Genomic DNA, 18,953 nt, shown 5'->3' on the forward strand with positions numbered 1-18,953 from the left:
TCTCGACAACAAATCCAAGATCGTGAGGGACGCCCTTCGGGCATGCCGCCGCTATTTCCTGGTTGCGGCGGCATTCAGCCTGGCGATCAATCTGCTCTACCTCGCGTCCCCCCTATACATGCTGCAGATCTACGACCGGGTCGTCACAAGCGGCAGCGAAACCACGTTGGTGATGCTCACCCTGGTGTTGCTGGCGGCCTTCCTTTCGTTGGCCGGCCTCGACCTGGTGCGCGCCTCCATCCTGACGCGCGCCAGCGCGCGGCTCGACCGGTTGCTCTCGGCAAAAGTCCTCGCCGCGTCGGTCGAGACCCCATCGCCGGGCTCCTCACAAAGCCAGCCGATCCGCGATTTCGACACGTTCAGGCAGGTGATCACCGGCAGCGGCATCCATGCCCTGTTCGACCTGCCATGGTCACCCATCTACATCGGCATCATCTTCCTGCTGCATCCGTGGCTCGGCTTCTTCGCACTGGGCTGCTCCCTGCTCCTGATCGCAATGGCCGTGCTCAACGAGTATCTCGTGCGTTCGCCGCTGAAGCAGGCCAACGATCTGGCGACGACCAACTATAACTTTACCGAGATGAGCCTCAGAAACTCGGAAGTCGTTCGCGCCATGGGGATGATCGACGGTCTCATCCGCCGCTGGGGGCGCGACCGTAACCTGGCGCTGCGGCGCCAAGCGGAGGCAAGCGACCGCGCCGCCCTGATGTCCGGCCTGATCCGGTTCCTGCGGCTCACCATGCAGTCGCTGATCCTCGGCCTCGGCGCCTATCTGGTGATCGAGCGGCAGATCACCGGCGGCACCATGTTTGCGGCGAGCCTCTTGCTGGGCCGGGGGCTACAGCCGGTCGAGCAGACCGTCGGCCTTTGGCGCAGCCTGATCCTGGCCCGGGCGGCGTTGGCAAGGGTCGAGAAGCTGGTCGACGGGGGCGCGCTGAACGAAAGATCGTTCAACCTGCCGAAGCCCACCGGCAAGATTTCGGTCGAGCAGGTCAGCTTTGCAATTGCCAGCCAGCAGAAAGTGCTTCTCCGCGACGTATCATTCCGGCTGGACGCAGGCGAGGCGCTGGGAATCGTCGGCCCTTCCGGCGCCGGCAAGTCGACGCTGGCGCGTCATCTCGCGGGCGTCATGCAACCCAGCCGCGGCACCGTCAGGCTGGACGGCGCCGACCTGTCGCAGTGGGGGCACGACGCGCTCGGCGACCACATCGGCTACCTGCCGCAGGATATCGAACTCTTCGCCGATACGGTCGCCGCCAACATCGGCCGCTTCAAGACCAATGTCGACCAGGAGGTGATAGCCGCCGCGCGGCTCGCCGGCGTGCACGAGATGATCATCCGTCTGCCGCAGGGCTACGAGACCCAGATCGGCGAAGGCGGCGCAGTGCTGTCGGGAGGATATCGGCAGCGGATTGCTCTTGCTCGTGCGGTATTCGGAACGCCGAACCTGATCATTCTCGACGAGCCGAGCTCCAATCTCGACGCCGATGGCGACCGCGCGCTGAGCGAGTGCGCGATCGAGCTCAAGCGCCGCGGCAGCACAGTGATCATCGTCTCGCACCGGCCTTCGACCTTGGCCAATGTCGACAAGATCCTTCTGTTGCGCGATGGCGCTGTCGAGGCCTTCGGCATGAGAAACGAGATCGTGGCGCTGCTCAACCAGCGCGCGGCTCCAATGGCGGTGGCAACCCAATGAGCTGTGGCCGGAGAGATCGATGAGCGACGGCGCCCTCACCTACCGGAGCCTGTCCGGCGAAACCGGTATCCTGGCCCCGGATTCGATCCGGGTGCCGGCCTGTGTCGGCCTGCTGATCATCATTGCCTTCTTCGGCATCTTCGGCGGCTGGGCGGCTTTTGCCCCGCTGAACGGCGCCGTGCTCGCCGACGCCATCGTCAAGGTGGAAGGCAATCGAAAGAGCGTACAGCATTTCGACGGCGGCACGGTGAAGGAGATCCGCGTCAAGGATGGCGACATCGTCAAGGCAGGCGATGTGCTGGTGGTGCTCGACGACACGCACGCCCGTTCCGAATTCAACCTCTATTCGCAGCAATATGCGTTGTTGCGCGCTACCGATGCCCGCATTCGTGCGGAGCTCGACGGCCATGAGGCAGTCGCCTTTCCGAAGGACATCACCGCTGAGCACCAGGCCTATCTGCAGGACGCGATGGCCAACCAAATTGCCGACCTTGGGAGCCAGCGCGCCTCGATGGCCGGTGCCAAGCAGATCCTGCAGAAACGGATAGCCGAACTCGACGAGCAGATCGATGGAAAGCAGGCGCGCGTCGAATCTTTTCGTGCGCAGCTCAAGTCGACAATTGACGAAAAGGCAGGCCTCAACAAGTTGCTGAAGGCCGGCCTGACAACGCGCACGCGTGTCCTGGAGCTCGACCGCTCCGCCTCCGACCTGCAGGGCCTGATCGACCAGGCTCTCGGCGATATAGCCGGAAACCGCCAGAGTAAGGCCGAGCTTGAAAGCCAGATTGCGCAGCTCACCAACGAGCGCCGCGCAAAACTCTCAACCATGCTGATCGACGCTCAGTCCAACCTCGCCGACCTGGTACCGAAAATGTTCGCCGCGCAGGCCACGGTCGACCGCGCCGAAGTGCGGGCGCCCTATGACGGCCAGGTGATGAATCTCACCGTTTTCTCGACCGGCGCGATCGTCGCCCCCGGCCAGACCATCCTCGACATCGTGCCGACTAGGAATTCGTTGATCGTTCAGGCGCAGGTGAAGGTCGAGGACATATCCAGCCTGCGCGCCGACATGACGGCCGAGGTCCGCTTCACGTCCTACAAGCAGCGTTCGATACCGGTCATTCATGGACGGGTCACCCGCATTTCGGCGGATCGCGTCACCGACAGCAAGACCGGGCTTCCCTACTATCTTGCCGACGTAGCGGTCGATCCCGCGGAATTGGCCGGGGCCCCACAGATTGCGCTTTATCCGGGCATGCCGGCGTCAGTCATGATCGTCACCGAGGAACGCACCGCACTGGACTACATTTTAGGCCCCCTGGTTGTGTCGTTCCACTCCGCGTTTCGCCAGAAGTAACGAGCTTCGCGCCCAACATATTCGCGTTTTTTCAATTTGCGGACGCGGTCCAAGGTAGGTGGCGAGACCCATCTTATTCGATGGTCTGCGCCATCTCCAAGGCGGCCCAACCCGTCCGGGAGCTTATTTCGATTTCCGGCGATAACGGTTGGGCTAGTTCCATGTTGCACGAACTTTCCGGCTCTCTGTCGCTTAAATCCTTTCTTTCCGGGCATGTCTCGGCCCATTCCTTGCTGTGCCTGCAACATGGCTGCAACACAAATCGATATGTTTGTTCGTGTATGTTCGTCCGATCGGCCTCCTCGTCAAGGCAGGCATCCTTGATCTGACCAACTACGATCGCGCTGCCAACTACGGCGCGATGCTCTGGATGACCGCGAAGGTCCAGAGCCCCGAAGGCGAGCAAGCCCAACGATTATGGACTGAGAAGGGTAGCCAGGCGTTCGATGCTGAAGGGCGTGACGAGCGGATGGGACGGCGAACTTACCCACAGTTGGCGCGAGCAGCGGCCGGCACGAAGCCCGAACAGCAGACTTCTCCGGTGCGCCAGCGCCGACGCCGCAGTCAAACGCCCGCGCAGGAAGCTTTCGTCGCTACCGCGCGCACGTTCGTAGAACCAGCGTGACTGACGTTGCATACCGCCCGCCGGGCGCGCCCAGATCGGCCCGAAAGCTCCTGCATCCGTCGGTGGAAGGATGATTGGACGAGAAGTCGGCCATGTCGACCTTGTTCTGATTGTTGGCCGACTGGGAGATGCGCGGCGCGATCTCCTCGATGTCACCATCGTCCAGAATCTCGATAATCTTGAGCGGCACTTGGAGGCGGCTCGCGTCCACATCGTCCTTGCGCCACGCGCGGAAGATCGAACCGGTCGTCTGCCGCGCAATCACGCTGATCAGCAATGGCAAGACCTACGTTGAGCCCACAACCACCGCGTCCGTTTCCGCGGTCTGGGCGAGGAGCTGGGACATGGACGAAGGTTTGCTATCTAAGAATTCGATGACTGCTAAGGCACTGAAGCGCAAAAATCGCGATCGTGGTTACCCGGTGGGCAGGCCATTGGAACCAGCTCGCGAATTCAGCGTTTCGAGCGGATGATCAGAAGTTTCGCTTACGCCCTTATCCTCGTCCAGGTATCCATGGCGACCGCGCTGGCTACACAGGTGTTCCTGTCGACCGCCGAGGAAGCCCGTAGCTCAGAACTCTCGCTGGCGCCGGCGCCAGGCGAAGAGGGATGCGCCAAGGCGATGTGGCCCAATATTCCGGAACGATGTCTGCAACGAGTCGAGCCGAAGGTGGTGACGCTCGTGCTCACCCAAAACAACTAATGGCGCATGGCGCTTTCTGATATGCAGCTGCCATGCGCCGCTGGCTGCGCTGCCGCGGCACCACCAACGCTCCGTTAAGCCTCGCTCAATCTCTGCAAGCTATCTTGTTGCCAGTTTGTCGAGGGTGACATGAAGCGCAAGTCGATAATGCTCTTTGCCTTCCCAGCTCTGATCCTGCTGATCTTGGCAGGGGAGCGCATGGCGACTTTCTTGCTGGGAGCATATCCGGCCAGTCCCGCAATGTGGCGGATCTGGCTTGAACTAAGGCCGCTGTCGACGATGTTCTGGCAACAGGTCGATCTTTATCTCGGGTCGTCGATGGTCCTTGATGCCTTGATGCTGGCCGCCGCGTCGATGGTTTGCTGGATGGCGTGCCGCACAAGAAGGTCGGCCGCGTTCTTCTTCCTTGCCAACCACGTCGCCCTGCTTTTCGCCGGGTTGATGATCGCTGTCACCAGCCATTCCGAAACAGCCAGCACGATCGCCTCTTTCACGGTACCCGGCGGCCTTCCGTTCCAACTTACGGTCGATTTCACCTTGAACAACAGTCTTGTGCTGTTTCTGGGCGTGACGGCATGCGCCTACTGCCATGTCATCTTCCTCAGCGAAACCCGACAGCGGTCCGAAGCGCTGGCCGCTAGGCTCGTTGCTCTGCAGCGAGATCTCTAGGATAGCCCCACCTTTTTCCGGCGTTAGTTGATCTTCCGGTAGTAAACCTTGCCGTCGGCCTGCTCTATGCGCTGGTAGTCGGGGCTTGGGGCAGGCGCTGCAGCTGCAATCCTCCTTTTGGGCGGACGCGGTGTATCGACGACGCTGGGCTCGGTCGCGTCTTCACCATCGAGAACAGCAGGCGCCTCCGCCATGCTGCTGGTCGTGTCGACGGAAGGTTCCGCTGCGCTCGACGTGATTTCGTCATGGACAATAGGCTGGTTCTGTTCCAGCCGGGCTATGCTCCGGTTGATTTCGCCAAAGCTGCTCTGCAGTTGAGTGTCCAGTTTTTCAAATCGGCTCTGAAAACCGTTGTTGACCGTGTCCAGCCGGCCCCCGATTCGTTGTTCAAACGTCCCGAGTTGTTCCAGGCGCCCTTCCAGAAAGCGCATATCGCTGATGCCGCGGTAGAGATAGACTGCGGCTATTATGTTCACCAAGGTGAGCAGGGACGTGCCGATGATGACCGCGCCGATAATGCTTTTGTCGCTCGGTTTCCCAACGACAGCCTGCTCTCCGGTGCGGGCTGCTGTCCCAATCTCGATTGCCGGCATGTCCGGTTCGCTGATCATCGTCATTGAACCACCACCTTTGCGCCGATCGCGACGCGCCTGAAGAGATCGATCACATCGGTGTTGGTAAGGCGAAAACACCCCGATGTTCCATCGAAGCCAACCCCGGACGGATCGTTGGTTCCGTGTATCCGATAGAGCGTGTCACGCCCGTTCCGAAGCAGATAGAGCGCCCTGGCGCCAAGTGGATTGTAAGGACCGGCAGGCACCATTTGCGGCAGGTCCGGCTGGCGGGCGCGCATTTCGCGGGGTGGGTGCCATTCCGGCCATTCGGTCTTCGCCCCCACCTTGACTACCCCGGTCCAGCCAAATCCGTCGCGTCCGACGCTGATCTGATAGCGAAGCGCCTGGCCTTGTCGGGTCACCAGGTAAAGCGCTTTCTCGCCCTTGCGGATAACGATTGTTCCGGGCTGTTCGGTCGTCTCGAAGGCGACAGTCTTGCGCAGGCTGGGCCCCATTGCCGGCAGCGGCGGCCGATCCGAAAGTGCCGATCGTGCGCTGGCGAAATCCTGGGCCAACATCATCAGCGCAATGCTCATGACGCAGGCCAATCCCGGGCCAATCCGATACCTACTTGGCCGCCCCCTATTTGGCAGCGTCATCGAGCCGCTCTTTGAACATCCGCTTGAGGTCCTTGTTGAAGCGCGCACGCCCATCCACCTCGGCAGGCAGGATAGCACGGTTCAACGCATCGGTGAGAAGCGCATTGTCCAGCGCGACCGACTTGATGTGCGGCGCCTTGAAGATCTTTTCCAGCTCGCTGCGCGAAAAGTGGTTGCCGAACCATTTGCGCTTGTGCTTGTTGGCGACCAGCGTGATGCTGACAGCATTGCCACGCAACTCACGGATCTTCTTGTAGAGCCGTTTGCCTTGCCGTAGCGAGGCGACGTTGAGTTCGAAGACGATGAAGATCTCATCGCTCGTCGACAGCACGGAATTGTGCCAAGGCGTCTCGATGTTCGGAAGGTCGATAACGATGTCGTCGAACCGGTAGGCCACAAGGTCCAGCAGCCGAAAGACAAAATCACTGCCCTGCGGTTCGAAAGGCAATTGCGGCCTCTCGAAGGAATAGAGCGTCAGCCCGGACGGGCGCGAGAGCTTGATGACATCCATCAGCTCGACGTCGAGCCTCTCCGGCTGGCCGATGATGCCGCCGAGGTCGAACTGGTTGAACTGGTTGAGATAGGCGCCGCAATTGGCGCTCTGGAAATCGAGGTCGACCAGACAAGTGGAAGCCGCCCGCTCTTTCGACTTCGATGACAGGAACTCGGCCGCCGACAAAGCGAGCGTCGTCGCGCCGGCGCCGCCGCTCGCACTGATGAAGGTGATGATACGGCTTTTGGTTCCCTGGTTGCCGGTGTCGTGGAAGGTCACCGCATTGAGCAGTTCCTTGCCGTCGAGCGGCTTGTGCAGCCAGTCCGAAGCGTTCATGCGCACCAGCACACGCGTCTGCTCCGACGACAGTTCGTCCGAGACCGCGATAAGCGGCACGGTTGCCCAAAGGGCGCGCACTTCGACGATGCCCGGCCTGCCGAGCAACTCGCCATTGCCGAGGTCGAGGATGACGATGCCGGGGCGCGTGTCCGCGGGCGGCCCTTTAAGGAAGTCACCGGTCTCGGAAATCCGGACATCATAGATCGCCAGCGCGTCGAGCCGCGTCGCCACATCGCGCTTGAAATTCGCATCCGACGAGAACAGGGCGACCTGCTTGCGTTTGGTCGGTGTAACCTTGGTGTTGATGGCGTTCATGGTGTCCACGTGCTCTTCATGTCTTCGCCCGTAACCGTGCTCAGCATCGAGGGCATGGTGATGTCGCCGAACCCGAGCAGTCCGCCGAGAAAGAAGAACTGGAAAGGATGATTGACTATGCTGACCGTTATCGTCGGAACCGGCCCGCTGGGACGCGTCCAGTAGCCGAGGCCGGAGGCGGCGTATTCTATCTGAATCTCGGATTTCTGGAGGGTGGGCAGAAGAGTGACCATGCCCGCCCGCCCCCCGCCACCGCTGAAAACAAAATCGAATGAGACCTGGCTCGCTGTGAGGTCCTGACATGTGCTGCCTGTGCGGCAAACGCACGAAACGGTGCCGGCGGTATTGGCGGTGCAGATGTAGTCGTACGTGCCCGCAGGAACGGCGGTTCCCACCAGCAAGGTGTCGGAGGGTGTCTTTGCCTCCTGCGCAAGCCCACTCGCGACCGGCGTCGAAACCTGCGCCAGTCTGGCGCCCATCTGTACGGCCTTGTTGCCCGCGTTCCATTGGTACAAGAGATAGCCAAAGTCGACAAAGCCGAGCAGCAGCGTCAGCAGCAACGGCATGGCAACGGCCATTTCAACCATTGTAGCGCCGGACTGATCCGCGCCGAATTTTGTCTTAGCCGTCACCATCCGAAGACTCGCTCCTGATGCGACACGGTTATTGTGAGAGCCCCGAAGCCCAGATAGCTCCAAAGCCCTAGATCGCTGTATGGGAATGAAGTGCTGACCTCTACGACATCCACTGTGCTGGTGCTGCTGAGGTATAGTTCGGTGCCAGTGGAGACATCGACCGCGTCAGCGAAACTCTTGGTGACCGTGACCTGTCCATTGGTCCAGCCTTTTACCCTCGCGATGCTGCCGGTCACAGTGCCATTTACAGCCAGGTTCGTTCCCAGGGTAACGCAATTGGCCCAGTTGGTGTCGTTACAGCGGGCCATGTAACGTGCGCCGTCCTCTACACCAGCCTCGAGCAGAAGGCGCGTGTTCAGGATGTTGGACAATTCGAACACACCCGCCGACAAAAGCAGCATTAAGGGTACGATGAGCGCCACCTCGACCAGTGCAGCGCCGTTCTCGTCGCCTCTGAAACGCCGGGTGATTTGCCTGAGCCTGATCATCTGCTCTACCGGTAGAGCTGGGCTTCATTGCGCTGAAGCTTCTTCAGCGTATTCTGACCGACGACCGTGCTGATGTCCTCGATCTCGCCGTAAATGTCGGCGTTGGGCGCACCGCCCGCCGGTTCGGTTACGAACACGCTGGCAAAAGCCTGCACCGGCAAAGTCTGCCCACCACCTTGGACTGTGTTGGCCACGCAGTCGATGATCGCCACGTAAAGCAGTCTTCTGTCGGCACCCTGCGTCGTCGTGTTGCACTGAGGGGCAGTCGCCTCCTGCCCGCTCTTCAGGGTGGGATTGGCAGTTTCAAACTTGTAGACACAGTATCGGCTGGGATTTGCGCCGCACGAGGTAATCACCCCGGCAGTGCTGGCGTTCCCATGGTTGACGGTCCAGTAACCTGCGAAGTCCCAGCTGCCATCTCCCAGCACGCCTGCCTGCGAACAACTGCCCGACGTAAAGCAATTGTCCCGGGGAAGCGCCTTATAATTGTTCGCCTGCCCGCTGTTGGGCGCATCATAGCTGCAGTTTGACTTGCCCGCATTCTTCACAACCATGCCTTTGCGGACATTGGGCGCCGGCGGGTTAAGTGTGGGATCGGTCTTATATGGCCCGCCATTGTCGTAAATGTCGAAACGGGTGTTGATTCCGGCATTTACTGGAGGAATGTTGCCCGGGCGGGTCTTTACGCCGTTCTGACTATAGCAGGCAGGCGGGCTGGTAACCGCGAACATTTCAGTAAGCGTCTCCGTCGATTTGTCGCCCTGCGGCGATGACAAGAACCCATAGTTGCCGGGACCATATTGTGCGCTGGAGCCGCCGGTCTGCTCCTTCAGCCAAATCATCGGCTTAGTGGTTCCCGACACGGCTGTCTGGAGAGCGCCGATAGACGTATAGGGATTGCAAATGAACATCGGTGTGAACTGACACAGGGCGTTGTTAAACCCTGCCACCGCCTGCGTCTGCAGGTTCATGGTGTCATTGCTTCCGACAAAACTCGCCGGGAAGATTGTAGCAAACGCAGTGGAGTTGACAGTTACCTCAGCGAATCTCGCCACCTTCGGATCTGTGGTGCTCCAGTTCACGCCGTTTTCGTCCACGCCGGCGGCGTTGAGCCCGATGCTGTCACTGGCGGGAATGCCGGACAGGTAGGTGACGGTCAGGTCGGCGGGAACCAGCTTGTGATAGTCAGCGGTAGAAAATTTCGTGGCATTTGTCTTCAGAAGATTGTCGCGAGCCCGGTTGGCCCTGGTAATAGCGTCCGTATTGCCATCCAGCTCGGCCGCTGCCGCCAGCGCAAATGCATCGGCGCCTTTCTGCATATCGTTATGAAGACTATTGGCCCGGCTCATGTCGATCGCCAGAAGCGCGAAGCCAACGAGCACCGGCACCATGATTGCGGCGAATAGCATCGCTACGCCGCGTTGATCGTTCCAGAACGCCCTAATGGTCCCCAACATGACCTTACTCTCTGCTTCCTTTCACCGTGCCCCTCGCTCACCCGGCGCAACGCGACCGCATCCTTCTGTTCAATTCGCTCCGTTGGTCACACCCGACCCGCCGACATTGACCGTTATCGCTGGCGGCGGCGGTGGTGGCGGTGGAAATTTATAGCTCTGGGCAACAGCGGCAGCCCGCGTGCCGTCGCCTTCGATATGTGTGTTCTTCGCGTTCGGATTGAACGGATCCACCGTCTGCAGCAGCGAATTGTATTTCTGCGTGTCGCCGGCGGCGAGCGTCACTGAATCGTAGTGGTTCAGATAGTCGGCGGCGCAGCCCGATAGTGCACCGGCGCACAGAATGAGGATCAAGGCGCTATTTCTTGACATAGAGCATCTTGTCCTTCGATTTGAAGTCCAGCATGTGGCCATAGGGGCCAGTCACGCCGTCGCCCGTTTCATATTTTCGTATCATGTCCTTGTTCACTTCGAGCTGACCGAGGATGAAGAACTCCGGGTCGTTGGCCGGACGTGTCTTGTCGAATGGTGTCGCCAGCTGCTCGCCGGGCTTCACCGGCCGCACGATGTGCGGCGTGACGATGACGACCAGTTCGGTCTCTTCCTTCTGGTTGCTCGAATTGCGGAACAGCGAGCCGATGACCGGAACCTGGCCGAGCCACGGAACCTGGTTCTGCAACTTGGTGGTTTTGGTGGACAGCAGTCCGCCGACGGCGAAGCTCTGGCCGTCGCGCAATTCGACGACGGTTTCCAGCTTGCGGTTGGTGAAGATCGGGTCTCCGGCGGTGGTGAAACCGGTGAGGTCGCTCACCTCCGGCGCAAGCTTCATATGGATCTTGCCGTCGTCGAGTACGACCGGCGTGAAATTGAGATTGACGCCGAACTGCTTGTATTCGATCTGGATCAGCCCATCGGCGGTGACGCTGCGGATCGGGACCTGGCCTCCAGCGTTGAAGCTGGCCGGCTCGCCCGAAAGCGTCGTCAGGTTGGGCTCAGCCAGCGTGCGCACCACACCCTTGGCCTCGAGTGCTTCGATGATCAGATCGACCTTGATGTTGCTGTCGATGACGCGGGTGATCAGCGCCGCGAAGGGATTGGTGTTCGACAGCAGGCCGGTGATCAGATTGCCGGGCCCCAGCACCACATCATCTTCGTCGACGGCAGCAACGCCCGTGCCTGTACGGGTCGTGCCGCTGCGATTTGTGCTCTTGATCGACACACCGAGGTCGCGGCCAGCATTGCGCTTGGCTTCCAGCACGCGGACCTCGAGATTGACCTGCTGGCTATCATCCACAATGACGGAATTGATGATGGCGTCGGGACCATATTGCTGCGCCACTTCCATGATGGACGCCAGCGTGGCGCCATCCTTGACGTGACCGCCGAGCCTGACCTTGCCGTTGATCGAACCGATTTCGATGCGCGCCCTGGGCGCTACCTGGCGGATCGCCTGCGCCATGTCGCTGACATCAACGCCGACTTCGATCTGGATGACGCCGAGTGAGCGCTTCTCAGGCGAGAAGAGATTGACCGTGGTGGTGCCGGCGCCCTTGCCGATGACATAGAGCGTGCGATCGGTCATCGGCTGAGCATCGGCGATCTTCTCGTCGCCGACGACGATATCGCCCAGATTGGCGCTCACCTGAATCGTGACCGATTGCGAGATCGGCAGAAAAACACGATGGACACTGGGGTTCGACACGTCGATGAAACGGTCAGCCGCATCGGCTGCAAGGCCCGATAGCATCAGCGCAGCCATACCGGACAACGCGGCCGCCCCCATCCTAGCCCAAAACCCCTGCATCCCCATCTCCCCAATCACTGCCGCCGGCAGCCCTCGATTACCGCGTGTCTTCTATGGTTGTCGCGGCACATCGTAGGATTCGAGCTTTACGCCGCGAAACACGCCCACTGTAACATTCTTCGGCGGTTCCGGCTGTACGTATTTTATCACTTCCTTAACGACTTCCCGGACTTCCGGCGCGGACGCCACGGCCGGAGCCGGCTTCACTTTGCCCAACTCGTCGAGGCGGCTGCCCACTCTGTCCACCGCCTGGGTCAATCCGGCAATCTTATCGTCGGCGCGCTTGCGCTCAGCTGCGGCCTCCGCTTCGGCGGCTGCCTGCTTATCCAGTTCGGCCTGCCTTTTAGCAACATCGTCAGGCGTTTCGCCGGTCAGATCCGAGAGCGTGACGCGTTCGGTCGTCTCGCCCTTGCTGGCCGCTGCTTGGCGAAGCGCCAGCGACAATTGGCCGGCGCCCGCCGCCAGGGTCAGCTTCTGCGCATCCTTGGTGCTGGCCTCCAGCGTTACGGCCTTGACCACGGTCGGGGCGTCCTTGCTTTCATCGGCGACCTGGTCGACGGCAAGCACCTTCATGCTCTGTAACAACACATCGACAAAACTCTTGTCCATACCGTCACTGTCGCGCACAGTGCGCGTCAGCAAGACATCGACCCGGTCACCCGGGAAGACGAATCCGGCGACGCCAAGCACGTCGTTGACGCGAATGGACACTGCTTTCATGCCTTCGCCGAGCACTGCCGAAAGCGTGGCGCGCTGGCCTGGGCCGGTGATCTTGTTGGCAAGCAGCGGTTCGTTGACGCCGATCATCTGCAGCGCCTGCTTTGCGCCTTCGCCCGCGAGCGCGTCCTTTGTTGTCTTGAAGGCGCCGGCTGGAACCGCGCCCGCCGGCCAGGCGATTTCGCGCAGCTTTTCTGATGTCAGCGTGTCGCCGAACTTCAACGGCACCGCCGCCACCACGACCGTGTCGCGCTGGACGCCGTTTGCCTCGGCCATGGCGCTGCGCTGGTTGGCCAGCCAAATGTTGACAAGCACCACCGCGAGCACGCCAAACACGCCGGCGAGCACGATCATGATAAATGTATTGGCACGCATTTGACCCAAGCCCCCAGGCCACTGCGGGAACTCGCCCGCCTCGATTTAGGATCAGGCCCGGATTTTAGGATCCGGGCCTGATTTCTTGTCGATCAGCTGCCAGTGCCAGCAGCGGAATCGCAAACGCCACCTGCTTTTCCATTGAGTGTGGTGCAAAGACCCGTAAATCGACCGGAAACCCAACCACCGATCGCCAGAATGGCGAGGATGGCTGCACCAGCGATAATGCCGACCAAGATGGAATACTCAACCATGGCGGCGCCGCTTTCGTCGTCGCGGAACTGCTGCGCGGTCGTCATGAGCGTGTTCATCTCAGTTCGTCCGATCAGCTGCCGGTGCCCGCGGCTGCATCGCAAACGCCGCCGGCCTTGCCATTCAGCTTGGTGCAGAGACCAGTGAAGCGCCCGGTCACCCAGCCGCCGATGGCGAGGATCGCCAGGATCGCCGCGCCGGCGATAATGCCGACGAGGATGGAATATTCGACCATAGCAGCGCCGTTTTCATCGTCGCGGAACTGCCGGGTCATCGTCATGAGCTTCTTCATGTCAATGTCTCCCTTTGGAGGTTGAACCCGACGAGACAGAGCCAAGGATGAACCCCATACCCAAGCATCCCCCGTCGTCTCGATCCTAGGTCGCACGAAAAAGCAGAGTCAAACGGATTAACGGTTCCTTAACCCTCCAATACCTGAACTTGCGCAATCAAAAGCCATTTGGATTCTAACAAGAGCTTGATTCGGCTGGATTTTCAACCGTCCTTAACCATTCGTTCACAATTTGGCCGCAGCCAAGGCAAAACGACAATCGTATTAGCAAATCTGCATATTCCTTTATATCTAAGGGTTTACGGGGATCTTTCACCCGCATCTCATTTGTTGCGGTATGAAAGGTTCCGTGAGGTGGAAGTTGGGGAGACGGTCAAGCGCGCGGCATCGAAATAAAACGATATTTTTCTGGCCTCCTCCTTAACTATGTTGAAAGCATTGGCCTCACGCGAGACCCTCCAGCGCTTGTGCCTCGCTTGGTTAACGTTTAGTTTCCGCTAATAAGGGCTAGCGGGGTGTAAGGGATTATGCTGGGGCGGTTTATCAAGGGACCAAGCGAGCAGCAGGCTGCGACAAGGGCCGAGCAGCCGACGGTGCTGCCTGCCGCGCCGGCCCTTTCGCCGGCCGCTGATATTGAACCGCGCGGCGATGATTTTCTGACACTCAAGGTCGAACTTCATCGGCACCTTATCGATCGGTTCAATCTGACCGCTCTTGAAAATGCCAGCAAGGACGAGATTCTGAATGAGATCCGTCCGATCGTTCGCGAGTTCGTTCGAAATCGAAGTGTGCCGCTGAACGCCCGCGAGCTCGACCAACTGACCATCGACACGGCCGACGAGATGCTGGGCCTCGGGCCGATCGAGCCGCTGCTCAAGGACGACTCCATTACCGATATCCTGATCAACACCCACAAGCGTGTCTTCATTGAACGGCGTGGTCTGGTTGAAGAGACGGCTATCCGGTTCCGTGACGAGGCGCACCTGCTGCGCGTCATCAACAAGATCGTTTCGGCGATCGGCCGGCGCGTCGACGAATCGTCCCCGATGGTCGATGCGCGGCTGGAGGACGGCTCCCGCGTCAACATCGCGGTTCGGCCGATATCGGTGGACGGCCCGCTGGTCTCAATCCGCAAATTCTCGAAGAATCCGTATTCGCTCGAACGACTGATGACGCTCAATTCAATCAAGCAGCCGATGATCGATCTGCTGCGAATCGCCGTCCAGGCGCGCAAGTCGATCCTGGTTTCGGGTGGCACCGGCAGCGGCAAGACGACCTTGCTCAACGCGCTGTCGAGCTACATTCCTTCCAGGGAACGCCTGATCACCATCGAGGACGCGGCGGAACTGCAATTGCAGCAGCCGCATGTCGGTCGGCTCGAAACACGTCCGCCGAATGTCGAGGGCAAGGGCGAGGTCCGTCAGCGTGAGTTGGTCAAGAACGCACTGCGCATGCGGCCCGACCGCATCATCGTTGGTGAGGTGCGTGGCGAGGAAGCCTTCGACATGCTGCAGGCCATGAACACCGGCCATGAAGGCTCGATGACCACCATCCATGCCAACACACCACGAGACGCCATCTCGCGCCTGGAGCAGATGGTCGGCATGGCCGGCATGCCGATGACACACGAATCCATCAGAGCTCAGATTGCCTCGGCCATCGACATCATCGTGCAGACGCAGCGTCTTTCGGATGGGGGCAGACGGGTCATTTCGATATCGGAACTGACCGGCATGGAAGGCAATGTCGTTCAGCTTCAGGAAATCTATCACTTCGTCAGACGCGACGTCACTGCGGACGGTGCGATTATCGGCGATTTTCGAGCAACTGGTGTCCGTCCGCGTTTCTCATCGGAGGCGGCGACGCTCGGACATCACTTTGGCAAGGACGCCTTCAATCCGCAGGTTCCGCTCTGATGCTGTCCGGCCAGCCCTTGCTCTATTTCATCTATACGGTGGCGGCAGCGTCAGTCATTCTCGCCGCTGAGGCCCTGTATCTTTCTTATGCCAGTCGCCGCTCGCGCGCCGGAGCGGTCAATCGCCGGTTGAAGCGCCTTGCTGACGAGGTTCCGGCCGAGCAGACCCTGCAACGACTGCTGCGCGAGCGTGGGCTGACAAGCTCCGGTGACTTCCTTTTTGGTCTAGTGGGTCTGAATAGACTCTACACGCAATCCGGCATCACAGGGAATCCCGTGACTTTCGCGGTGACATTCATTGTCGTTGGGCTTGCCCTGGCAATGGTTCTCTCATTGTTCCTGGGTGTCTCGACCCTGATATCGTTCATCATTTTCCTGGTGACTGGGCTTTTGCTGCCAATCCTTGTTCTGCGACGCGCCCGAAACAAGCGTATCCGGAAGTTCGCCAGGCAACTTCCGGATGCGCTGGACATGATCGTGCGCTCGCTGCGGGCTGGACATCCCGCCACGGTGGCAGTTGGTCTCGTGGCCCGGGAGATGCCCGATCCTCTCGGCACCGAGTTCGGCATCGTGTCCGACGAGATCACCTTTGGTCTCAGCATGGAGCAAGCGGTGCGGAAGCTGTCTCAGCGTGTCGGCTTCGAAGGCCTTCATCTGCTGTCAGTGTCACTGTCGATTCAGGCAAAAACAGGCGGTAATCTGACGAATATCTTGCACAATCTCTCATCGGTGCTGCGTGAAAGGCATAAGCTTGGGATGAAAATCAGAGCGCTTTCAGCGGAAGGTAGAGTGTCAGCATGGATCATCTCGCTATTTCCAGTCGTTATGTTCTTCGTTCTACTGGTTCTTGCGCCAGCGTACTATGGCGATGTTTTGGGCAATCCAATAATTATGCCTGTATTCGTGATCTTTGGGACATGGGCACTTCTGGGTGATTTCATCATGTATAAAATGGTCAACTTCGACTTTTGACGGGAGGTAAGTATAAACATATTAGCAAATATGCCTGATGTGGGCCTTCTTGTCTCCCTTGCTGTCTTTATGGCGGCGGTGGCGCTTTTCCTTTTCGGCGCTCTTGTTTTCTTGCCCGCGTTGCAGACACGAAAGCTGGTCGCACAAAGCCTGACAGCCGAGGGGATCGTCGATCGCCGGTCAATGCTCGGCCTTGAGCAACAGGCTAAAGTCTTGGCCCAGCGACCCATCGAGGCGTATTTCCGGTCCGTAGAGAAAGAGCGGGACGAGCCCAATGCCCTTGAGGCGAAGCTTTTTCGCGCCGGCTTTTATCAAGCAAGCGCTCCTTTCATATACACCTTGTCACGATTTGGAGCGGTTTGTGTCGGCTTCTCGTTGATGTATGCGCTTCTATCTCAAGTGCTGCCCCCTGATTTGCCCGCGTTTGTGACCCTTGCCGGGTCCGCTTTGTTCGGGCTTGCTTGCATCGTTATTCCGAGCATCATGCTCGATCGTTTCGAAAATTCGCAGAAGCGAATCTACCGGCGCGGCTTCCCCGATTTCATGGACATGATGATCACCTGTGCCGATGCCGGCATGAGCCTGGAGGCCGCTGTCGAACGGGTGAGCCAGGAACTGGTCGCGACCCACAAATGGCTGGGGATACAGCTTTCGATCATGACGTTGCAGCTGCGCGCGGGTAAACCGTTGCGAGAGGCTTTGCGTGAACTGGCGGACCGCATCGGCCTGGATGAGGCGCGAGCTTTGGCTGTGTTGTTTCGTCAATCGGAAGAACTCGGCACCAGCCTTACGGATGCGTTGCGCGTCTACAGCGATGAAATGCGGTCACAGAGAATCCTTCAAGCGGAAGAGCGTGCGAATGCGCTGCCGGTCAAGATGATGATCCCGTTGGGTATCTGTATCTTCCCGGTGGTGCTAATGATCGTCCTTCTGCCTGTTGTTATTCGGATGCAGGCCATTTTCAATCATTAACCTATATGCTTTGGTTCTAATTAACCGAGTCGAAGGAACCCTGGGGAACGAAATGACAGGGCCAATACGTCTCACCGCCGCAGCCAGCGTGTTGCTTTTCGTGCTCGCCGGTTGCCAGTCGACCGATAGCAGCTTGGGTGTCGTTCGCACCAACGAGCCATCGAAAGGCGACGTAACGTCCTTTGGCGATGCTTTCGACGGGCTGAAGACGGTCGGCGACGTCGAATACTATGCCTCGGACCAGGCCGTCGCCGAGGCCAAAAATCAGTTCCGTGGAGAAAATTACGGCAATGCCGGCGCCCTGTTCTTCAAGGCGACGCAACTGGCCCCCAATGATGGTGGCGCCTGGATGGGACTGGCCGCCTCATGCGACCGGATCCACCGCTTCGACCTCGCCGATCGGGCCTATGGCCGAGCCTTCAAGCTGGTCGGCGCGACGCCCGAATATTACAACAATGTCGGCTATTCCTATCTGCTGCGCGGCAAGCTGCAGGACGCACGCGCGAATTTCCTCAAGGCCTACGAACTGGCGCCCAACGATCCGACCGTGGTCAACAATCTGAAGCTGCTGTCATCCAGCGTGCAGAACATAGAGCGGTAGAGCCCCAGCATGTTGCTTGCCGCGTCGCTGCTGCTGAAGGTGCTCGCCGTTCCGCTTCTCGCGAGAGTTGCATGGCTGGACTTCACGACACAGAAAATATCCAATCGTGATGTGCTGCTGCTGTTGTGCCTGGGAATCGGATCGATGCAATTTATGTCGATTCAGGCCGGGTCATGGTGGGACATGGGTCTGAGCTTCATTGTGGGCTTTGCCCTGTTTGTCGTGCTCTTTCCCTTCTGGGTCTTGCGCAAGGTCGGGGCCGGAGACGTCAAGCTTATAGCGGTGGTGCCGTTCCTGGCCGGCGGGACCGACCTCGTGTTGTTTACCTTGCTGTTGCTGGTCTTTGCGCTCATCACGGCAGCGGTCGTGAAGAATCCCTTCATGCTGCCTGCCGGTGCCTTTCGGCTTTACGCCGAGCATCTCGATCGCAAGGGTGTTGTTCCGTTCGGCGTGCCGATCTCAATCGCGGCGATCTGCTCGATCGTATTCCACATCGTCAGCCAAGTAACAGGCTATGGCGGTATTGAGAATTTCCTCTGATGCGCAACCGGCTAGCTATTCCACGCCGGCAAGGGGCTGAGCAATAAAAAGCCCGCCACCGTGAGGCAGCGGGTTCTCTTTCGGAAATGATGAGCTGCCTTTTACGGCCGGCCTTCATGGGGCGGGGTTGCGGATGCCTCTGGCCGGACATTCGACGTCATTGAAGCGAGGCACTCCTCCAGACGTTCCAGCCGCGCCTTCTGGCATCGCAGTGTGTGCGCGACGTCATGCAGCCTGGATTTACCCTGAGAGTTGGCGGCAGCGATCAAGTCTATTTGTAGCCGACTGATCTCGCTCCGCAGATCGCGAGCGTCAGCTTCCATCAGACCCCTGATCCATCCAGCCCCGCGCATTCCAGCACACCATCCACCGAGCCCTGCGTCGCACGATAGCAGCGAGTTTGCTAACAACCATGCCATGAACCTTCTCGAATTTTATGCATTGCTAATATATAAAAAGCCCGCCACCGTCAGGCGTCCGGGCAGTTTTTGCCCCGTCGGATCGGACTGTGAGGTTTGTCACGGAC

The 18,953-nt window shown here is 59.5% G+C and carries 22 protein-coding genes; 10 read left to right on the forward strand and 12 right to left on the reverse strand.

Going from position 1 to position 18,953, the window contains the following annotated elements; translation table 11 throughout:
* Positions 1-22: 22 nt before the first annotated feature.
* From ACYG9Z_RS06170 to ACYG9Z_RS06180, 3 genes are all read left to right on the forward strand, one after another.
* Positions 23-1,696, forward strand: a complete 1,674-nt coding sequence (locus ACYG9Z_RS06170) for a type I secretion system permease/ATPase (RefSeq protein ID WP_245259977.1) — start codon at positions 23-25, stop codon at positions 1,694-1,696.
* A 19-nt stretch (positions 1,697-1,715) separates the two neighbouring features.
* Positions 1,716-3,053 (forward strand): HlyD family type I secretion periplasmic adaptor subunit, encoded by a 1,338-nt coding sequence (locus tag ACYG9Z_RS06175; protein ID WP_023681016.1) that lies wholly within the window; start codon positions 1,716-1,718, stop codon positions 3,051-3,053.
* Positions 3,054-3,330: 277 nt separating this feature from the next.
* Positions 3,331-3,678 carry a conjugal transfer protein TraD gene (locus ACYG9Z_RS06180; protein ID WP_348524581.1) on the forward strand — a complete coding sequence of 116 codons (348 nt, stop codon included), beginning with the start codon at positions 3,331-3,333 and terminating at the stop codon, positions 3,676-3,678.
* On the opposite strand, the gene ACYG9Z_RS06185 is transcribed toward ACYG9Z_RS06180, so the two are convergent.
* Positions 3,647-3,955 carry an AIPR family protein gene (locus ACYG9Z_RS06185; protein ID WP_023753022.1) on the reverse strand — a complete coding sequence of 103 codons (309 nt, stop codon included), beginning with the start codon at positions 3,953-3,955 and terminating at the stop codon, positions 3,647-3,649. The genes ACYG9Z_RS06180 and ACYG9Z_RS06185 overlap by 32 nt on opposite strands.
* Before the next feature lie 237 nt (positions 3,956-4,192).
* Between ACYG9Z_RS06185 and ACYG9Z_RS06190 the strand changes: the two genes are divergently transcribed.
* Complete coding sequence (locus tag ACYG9Z_RS06190; RefSeq protein ID WP_156931615.1) at positions 4,193-4,381, forward strand: hypothetical protein; 189 nt, start codon at positions 4,193-4,195, stop codon at positions 4,379-4,381.
* A gap of 129 nt (positions 4,382-4,510) precedes the next feature.
* The gene (locus ACYG9Z_RS06195; protein ID WP_023714719.1) at positions 4,511-5,050 is read left to right on the forward strand and encodes a hypothetical protein; all 540 of its coding nucleotides are present in this window, start codon (positions 4,511-4,513) and stop codon (positions 5,048-5,050) included.
* Between the two features lie 23 nt (positions 5,051-5,073).
* Here ACYG9Z_RS06195 and ACYG9Z_RS06200 read toward each other — a convergent pair whose 3' ends face one another.
* The 11 genes from ACYG9Z_RS06200 to ACYG9Z_RS06250 all read right to left on the reverse strand — a co-directional run bounded on the left by ACYG9Z_RS06200 (position 5,074) and on the right by ACYG9Z_RS06250 (position 13,427).
* Positions 5,074-5,667 carry a hypothetical protein gene (locus tag ACYG9Z_RS06200; protein ID WP_023753021.1) on the reverse strand — a complete coding sequence of 198 codons (594 nt, stop codon included), beginning with the start codon at positions 5,665-5,667 and terminating at the stop codon, positions 5,074-5,076.
* Positions 5,664-6,263: a L,D-transpeptidase gene (locus tag ACYG9Z_RS06205; protein ID WP_031244251.1), complete on the reverse strand. Its 600-nt coding sequence runs from the start codon at positions 6,261-6,263 to the stop codon at positions 5,664-5,666. Before ACYG9Z_RS06205 ends, ACYG9Z_RS06200 begins: the two co-directional genes overlap by 4 nt.
* Complete coding sequence (locus tag ACYG9Z_RS06210) at positions 6,247-7,410, reverse strand: AAA family ATPase (protein ID WP_023726606.1); 1,164 nt, start codon at positions 7,408-7,410, stop codon at positions 6,247-6,249. Before ACYG9Z_RS06210 ends, ACYG9Z_RS06205 begins: the two co-directional genes overlap by 17 nt.
* Entirely contained in the window at positions 7,407-8,045 is a 639-nt protein-coding gene (locus ACYG9Z_RS06215) for a TadE/TadG family type IV pilus assembly protein (RefSeq protein WP_023753019.1), read from the reverse strand. The genes ACYG9Z_RS06210 and ACYG9Z_RS06215 overlap by 4 nt, the downstream gene beginning before the upstream one ends.
* Positions 8,039-8,533: a TadE/TadG family type IV pilus assembly protein gene (locus tag ACYG9Z_RS06220; protein ID WP_023753018.1), complete on the reverse strand. Its 495-nt coding sequence runs from the start codon at positions 8,531-8,533 to the stop codon at positions 8,039-8,041. Before ACYG9Z_RS06220 ends, ACYG9Z_RS06215 begins: the two co-directional genes overlap by 7 nt.
* A gap of 5 nt (positions 8,534-8,538) precedes the next feature.
* Positions 8,539-9,990 carry a TadE/TadG family type IV pilus assembly protein gene (locus tag ACYG9Z_RS06225; RefSeq protein ID WP_023753017.1) on the reverse strand — a complete coding sequence of 484 codons (1,452 nt, stop codon included), beginning with the start codon at positions 9,988-9,990 and terminating at the stop codon, positions 8,539-8,541.
* Positions 9,991-10,059: 69 nt separating this feature from the next.
* Positions 10,060-10,341 carry a hypothetical protein gene (locus ACYG9Z_RS06230; RefSeq protein WP_023753016.1) on the reverse strand — a complete coding sequence of 94 codons (282 nt, stop codon included), beginning with the start codon at positions 10,339-10,341 and terminating at the stop codon, positions 10,060-10,062.
* 4 nt (positions 10,342-10,345) lie between these two features.
* Positions 10,346-11,791: a type II and III secretion system protein family protein gene (locus tag ACYG9Z_RS06235; protein WP_023726611.1), complete on the reverse strand. Its 1,446-nt coding sequence runs from the start codon at positions 11,789-11,791 to the stop codon at positions 10,346-10,348.
* 51 nt (positions 11,792-11,842) lie between these two features.
* Positions 11,843-12,883 (reverse strand): Flp pilus assembly protein CpaB, encoded by a 1,041-nt coding sequence (cpaB, locus tag ACYG9Z_RS06240; RefSeq protein ID WP_023726612.1) that lies wholly within the window; start codon positions 12,881-12,883, stop codon positions 11,843-11,845.
* Positions 12,884-12,975: 92 nt separating this feature from the next.
* Positions 12,976-13,194 carry a Flp family type IVb pilin gene (locus ACYG9Z_RS06245; protein WP_023753013.1) on the reverse strand — a complete coding sequence of 73 codons (219 nt, stop codon included), beginning with the start codon at positions 13,192-13,194 and terminating at the stop codon, positions 12,976-12,978.
* Positions 13,195-13,208: 14 nt separating this feature from the next.
* A complete protein-coding gene (locus tag ACYG9Z_RS06250) occupies positions 13,209-13,427 on the reverse strand; it encodes a Flp family type IVb pilin (protein WP_023753012.1) in 219 nt (72 codons plus the stop codon).
* A 527-nt stretch (positions 13,428-13,954) separates the two neighbouring features.
* On the opposite strand from ACYG9Z_RS06250, the gene ACYG9Z_RS06255 reads away from it, so the two are divergent.
* Genes ACYG9Z_RS06255 through ACYG9Z_RS06275 form a run of 5 tightly spaced genes read left to right on the forward strand, consistent with a single transcriptional unit; the run spans position 13,955 to position 18,427 of the window.
* A complete protein-coding gene (locus tag ACYG9Z_RS06255; protein WP_023753011.1) occupies positions 13,955-15,343 on the forward strand; it encodes a CpaF family protein in 1,389 nt (462 codons plus the stop codon).
* Entirely contained in the window at positions 15,343-16,314 is a 972-nt protein-coding gene (locus tag ACYG9Z_RS06260) for a type II secretion system F family protein (RefSeq protein WP_023726616.1), read from the forward strand. The genes ACYG9Z_RS06255 and ACYG9Z_RS06260 overlap by 1 nt, the downstream gene beginning before the upstream one ends.
* A gap of 30 nt (positions 16,315-16,344) precedes the next feature.
* On the forward strand, positions 16,345-17,286 hold the full coding sequence (locus ACYG9Z_RS06265; protein ID WP_023753010.1) for a type II secretion system F family protein: 942 nt from the start codon (positions 16,345-16,347) through the stop codon (positions 17,284-17,286).
* Between the two features lie 52 nt (positions 17,287-17,338).
* Positions 17,339-17,887, forward strand: a complete 549-nt coding sequence (locus tag ACYG9Z_RS06270; RefSeq protein ID WP_023726618.1) for a tetratricopeptide repeat protein — start codon at positions 17,339-17,341, stop codon at positions 17,885-17,887.
* A 9-nt stretch (positions 17,888-17,896) separates the two neighbouring features.
* On the forward strand, positions 17,897-18,427 hold the full coding sequence (locus ACYG9Z_RS06275) for a prepilin peptidase (RefSeq protein ID WP_023753008.1): 531 nt from the start codon (positions 17,897-17,899) through the stop codon (positions 18,425-18,427).
* The last annotated feature ends 526 nt before the right edge of the window (positions 18,428-18,953 follow it).

This window comes from Mesorhizobium sp. RSR380A (genome assembly GCF_054719385.1).